Source organism: Niveispirillum sp. GW835-FHT14G11 (assembly GCF_058793615.1).
The window spans coordinates 1-4,650 of sequence record NZ_JBXAFZ010000048.1 but is presented as its reverse complement, the minus strand read 5'-3'; the positions used below and the strand labels follow the sequence as shown (position 1 = coordinate 4,650).

Annotated in this window: 5 protein-coding genes; 2 read left to right on the top strand and 3 right to left on the bottom strand. The window is 62.5% G+C overall.

Going from position 1 to position 4,650, the window contains the following annotated elements:
* Both AC1Q7F_RS32500 and AC1Q7F_RS32495 read right to left on the bottom strand, forming a co-directional pair.
* Positions 1-656, bottom strand: a 656-nt coding sequence (locus AC1Q7F_RS32500; protein WP_492512692.1) for a TonB-dependent receptor plug domain-containing protein, incomplete at its 3' end; no start/stop codon positions are given.
* A gap of 127 nt (positions 657-783) precedes the next feature.
* Positions 784-1,587, bottom strand: coding sequence for an AraC family transcriptional regulator (locus tag AC1Q7F_RS32495; RefSeq protein ID WP_416621300.1), 804 nt, complete (start codon positions 1,585-1,587; stop codon positions 784-786).
* Positions 1,588-1,845: 258 nt separating this feature from the next.
* Here AC1Q7F_RS32495 and AC1Q7F_RS32490 point away from each other — a divergent pair, with 258 nt between their 5' ends.
* Entirely contained in the window at positions 1,846-2,301 is a 456-nt protein-coding gene (locus tag AC1Q7F_RS32490) for a hypothetical protein (RefSeq protein WP_492512691.1), read from the top strand.
* Entirely contained in the window at positions 2,298-3,785 is a 1,488-nt protein-coding gene (locus AC1Q7F_RS32485) for a PepSY-associated TM helix domain-containing protein (protein WP_492512690.1), read from the top strand. The genes AC1Q7F_RS32490 and AC1Q7F_RS32485 overlap by 4 nt, the downstream gene beginning before the upstream one ends.
* A 42-nt stretch (positions 3,786-3,827) precedes the next feature.
* Here the strand turns inward: AC1Q7F_RS32485 and AC1Q7F_RS32480 are convergent.
* A partial coding sequence (locus tag AC1Q7F_RS32480) for a bile acid:sodium symporter family protein (RefSeq protein ID WP_492512689.1) occupies positions 3,828-4,650 on the bottom strand: 823 nt, incomplete at its 5' end.

Below are 4,650 nucleotides of genomic sequence, written 5' to 3'. Positions count from 1 at the left end.
GTTCCTTGCGTCCTGCCATCGTGAAGCTCCTTTCGCTTCAGTATGGCCCAGCCGAGCACGGAATTCCCGATAGTCCCGCGATAAAGGCTGTCTTGGGCATAGCCGACTTCTGCCGACAGGAAAGGCTGCGAGCGCGGCCGCTTGCTGACGAAATTCACGATGCCGCCGGGCGAAGTGAACCCGAACAGGAAGCCCGCTGCGCCCTTGAGAACCTGAACGCCGTCGTAAAGCTCCAGCGGTGGGTCCGAGCGGCTGCCGCCGAGACCCGGGACCGAGTCCATGTAATAGGTCGAGACCGAGAAGCCGCGCAGGAGGAAATTCGTGCCCTCAGTTACATCCGCGAGGGAGGTCGTCGCCGACGGTTCCAGACGCAGCATGTCGGTCAGGGATCGCGCCTGTATGTCCTTCAGCAACGCACCGTCATAGGTGCTGATCGAGAAGGGGCTGTCAAGGATGGGACGGTCGCCGAGCGCGCCGAGCGACGGCGTCGCCGCCCGCCTCCCGATGACGACGATGTCGGCCATTTCCGCTTGATCGCGGGCCGGGCCGATAGTTGCGGCGGTCTCGTCTTTTGCAGCAGAGATCGCGTCCTGTGCCAGTGCGGGTGTGGCGATCAGCAGGACGGCGAGTGACGCGCCGCCGTAGAACTTCAACATGGAAACCCCCAATTTCCGATAATGATAGTCATTATCAATACGTAAGGGTCGTATAGTGGATAGGGACCGGCGGCGATATCATAGAGCCGCCATTTAATAGCGCTGCCGCGCCAAAGCCCTGGGCCTGTCAGAGACTTCGGCGATAGGCGGCTGGCGTGATCCCGAACGCCTTACGAAACAAGCCGATGAAGGCGCTGGTGGTTGAATAGCCAAGGTCCATCGCCACGGTCGTGACCGGCTCACCCGCCGCCAGCATCTCAAGCGCGCGCAGCAGGCGGACGCGCTGTCGCCACGCGGTGAAGGTGAAACCCGTTTCCTGCACGAAACGCCGGCTCAACGTCCGTGGGCTCACGGCCGCCCACGCCGCCCAGGCGTCCAGATCGCGCCCGTCCGAAGGGTCGGTGATGAAGGCGCGCGCTATCCGCATCAGTCGGGCTTCAGCCGGCAGGGGCAGGCCCAGTGCCTCGGCCGGCGCAAACCGCACCTCGTCCAGGATGACGGCGGCAATATGCTGCTGAGCGGTGTCGAGCATGTCGCCGCTCCATGCCGCGGCACGAAGGACGGCTTCGCGGAGCAGCGCCGATGTCCGGAATGTGCGGGGTCGAGACGGCAGGGAGAGACAGGCGCATTCCGCCACAAAGACGCTCCAGCCCTGGAAGACACCATGAGAGGCAACGGTGTGGAGATGGCCCGGCGGCACCCAGACGGTGTGGCTGGCGGGGACGACCCAATGTTCGTTCCCGACATCGACCGCCAATAATCCGCGCATTGAGGCCATCAGTTGCCCGCGACCATGGCGATGCAACGGCACCGAAAAGCGCTCCGCCTCGACCGTCCCGGCGACCGCCATTATGATCGGGCCATCGACCCGATCGGCGGCTTCCGGCTGAAGCGTGATCTCCTGCAGCTGGCGGGGTTTTGCTATCTCCATCGGGATAGCTTATCCACGCCATGCCGTTATCGCCACCGCTACCGATCAGTGTGGCATCGATCTGCTATTTATTGGCACCGATAATGACGCAGCCCCCAGCGACCACAGCTAGACTGGATGCGATCTATTCTCAACTGAGGTGCATCCTTGTCGGATTCCATATATCCGGCCCTCGTGAGTGGTTTGCTCACGACGGGTCTCGCCTTGGCGCTCCTGCGATCAGGTTGGAGGAACAGTGAACGGCGCGGGCGCGCTCGCGTGGCGTCGGGCTGGTCCGCGCTGCTGGTCTCCCTCTATCTGCTCACAACGGTATTGGGCCCGCTGATCGGCCTGACGATCGCGACGCTGGCCTTTGGCCTGTGTGGCTACGGCTTGGTCGCGCTCAACACCGAACGGCGTCCACCTCGCAACACACGCGGGCGCATCGTCACACAGGACGCCAGTCCCCAAGCGTTCGGGAATGGTTGGGGTCGCGGCTTTGCGGCCTTTTTCCTCGCCATGATCACGACGATGGCAATCGGGGCCGCCGCCGCCGGTCTTCCCATCGGCCTGCCCGTCAACCGGGTCACGATCGGCGCCCTTGTCCTGCCTATAATATGGGCGGGACTCGTCATCTGGGTGCTGAGCGAAGCGCGCCTGCGCCGGCCTGTTCTGGGCCTGTGCGCGACCATCGGCGCCTCAGGCCTCCTGATCGCGGTAGAGATGCTCGTATGAACGCGCCTCTCCCTGCAAAGCAAGGCCGCAGGCGGCTGTTGCTCACCTCGCTCATTGGCGCCATTCTGTCAGGCCATTCCGTATTGGGCCTTGCGATCTCGGCGCTGATCTACCTGATCTGCCTGTCGGGCACGATCGTTGTGTTCGCGCAGGAGTTGGAGCGTTGGGAACAGCCTGCTGGGCCCGTGCTGACTACCGTTTCGCCAGATGCCATTGATCGCGGACTGTCCGAAATCCACGCCAAGGCCGGGAGCGCCGTGCGGGCGATTTCCGTCCTGCTCCCCAGAAGCGCCACCCCCCGTCTTGTCTTTGTGGGCGGTTCGGTCGAAGGCGAAGGTAATCAATGGGTGGCGGACAGGGGCGGGCGATTGATCGCACCCGTGTCCCATCCGATCACTGACTTTCTTGTGGCACTTCATGCCAATCTGCATCTCCCACGCCTCGCCGGCCTTGCCGTGGTCGGCCTGATCGGCGTCGCTCTCCTGGCCTTGCTCATGTCGGGGGTGCTCGCGCATCCTCACATCTTCAGGGAAGCGTTCACACTGCGCCGCGGCGGTTCATTGCGCGTGCAGGAAGCCGACCTGCATAACCGGTTGGGCACATGGGGCATGCCCTTCTTCATCCTTGTGACGCTGACCGGCGCCGTACTCGGAGCCTTCCTCCTCATGTTCGGCGGTATGGCGGCAACCGCCTATAAGGGCGACTTCCGCCGGGCACTCACCGAGATCGTCGGGCCGCTGGAAAGCCGGGAAGACAAGACACCGGCCACCATGCCGTCGGTAGCGCAAATCATGGCGTTCATGCGCGCGCAGGAGCCGGCGGCACAGATCCAGTCGATCGAAATCCAGCACCCCGGCACGCGGGGACAGACCATCTCCGTGATCTTCGAGGAAGCGGGCCGGCTGACACACGACCAGCGCTATATATTCGATGCGGACAGCCAAGTGATCTTCTCACCGAGGACAGAACCGAGGTCGATCGGATCGCGCGCGTTGCTGTCGCTGCCGCCGCTCCACTTTGGATGGTTCGGCGGCCTCGCTACCAAAATCGCCTATGGTGTGCTTGGACTGGCACTGTGTGTCGTCACGTCGAGCGGTATGACGATCTGGTTCGCGCGTCGGCGCGACCAGGGGCTCCCCGTTCCCGCGTGGGAACGGTTCTGGGCGGCGACGGCTTGGGGCCAGCCGGCCATCTTCGCGTTCACAGCCGTCATATCGTTGGCCGGCGCCGGTGACCACGCTCTGTTTGCATGGATGGTCATGACGGGGCTGGCTTACGGGACAGCGTGCATTGCCCTGCCTGTCGCTGTCTTCGAAGCTGCCTTCCGCTGGTCTGCGGCAGCACTGATGGCGGCACTTGCGATCATGTATGTGATAAACTGGGGCGGCGACGCACAGGACCCGGTCGCGTGGGCCGTTGATGCGGCAATTCTCGTCGGTGCCGCTTTGATTGCGGCGTCAGCCATGTCAGCGAAGCGATCCTGATGCGATCCGCATAGTCTTTGCCAGTACGCTTCCGGCACGCGTTCACAGATTGGCCCCGATATCGTCGCGGCGAGTCGCATAGTGTCGAGCAAGGATGGCGCAGACAATCAGTTGTAATTGATGGAACAGCATAAGCGGCAGAACGACAATGCCGACCTGGGGTCCGGCAAACAGAATGCTGGCCATCGGCAAACCGCTGGCCAGTGATTTCTTGGAACCGCAAAATTGCAGGACGATTTCGTCCTGGACAGGAAACCGCAGGATTCGGCGTGCAGCAAAACCGGTGACGATAAGTACCGAGGCCAGAAGGACAGATAGCATGACGACAAGAACAAGCAGGTCGGACAATTCGAACTGGCTCCACATACCCGACATGACGCCCTTGGAAAAGGCGACGTAGATGATCAGCAGGATGGAGCCGCGATCCGCATAGCCCAGAAGCTTCTTCCTCGTCTCCACCCATCTTCCAATCCAGGACCGCAGCACCTGTCCAGCCAGGAACGGCACCAGAAGCTGCAATGTGATGTCACGGAAGATGCCGAACGACAGTTCCAGGCCTTGTGTCTTCAACAGCCAGCCCGCAAGCAGCGGGCTGATGACGACGCCCAACATGTTCGATGCCGATGCCGCGCATATGGCGGCGGGCACATTGCCGCGCGCGATCGACGTGAAGGCGATGGACGATTGAACCGTCGACGGCAGCACACAGAGGAACATCAAGCCGGTCACGATCTCCGGCGGCATGCTGGCCGGCGACAGATATTCAAGCGCTTTGCCCAGCAGGGGAAACTGTCCGCCGTCAGCCCCTTTGGGACAGAAGTGGCTGATTGCGTAAGGGAGGATTTCTGGCTCATCGTAGTGACCG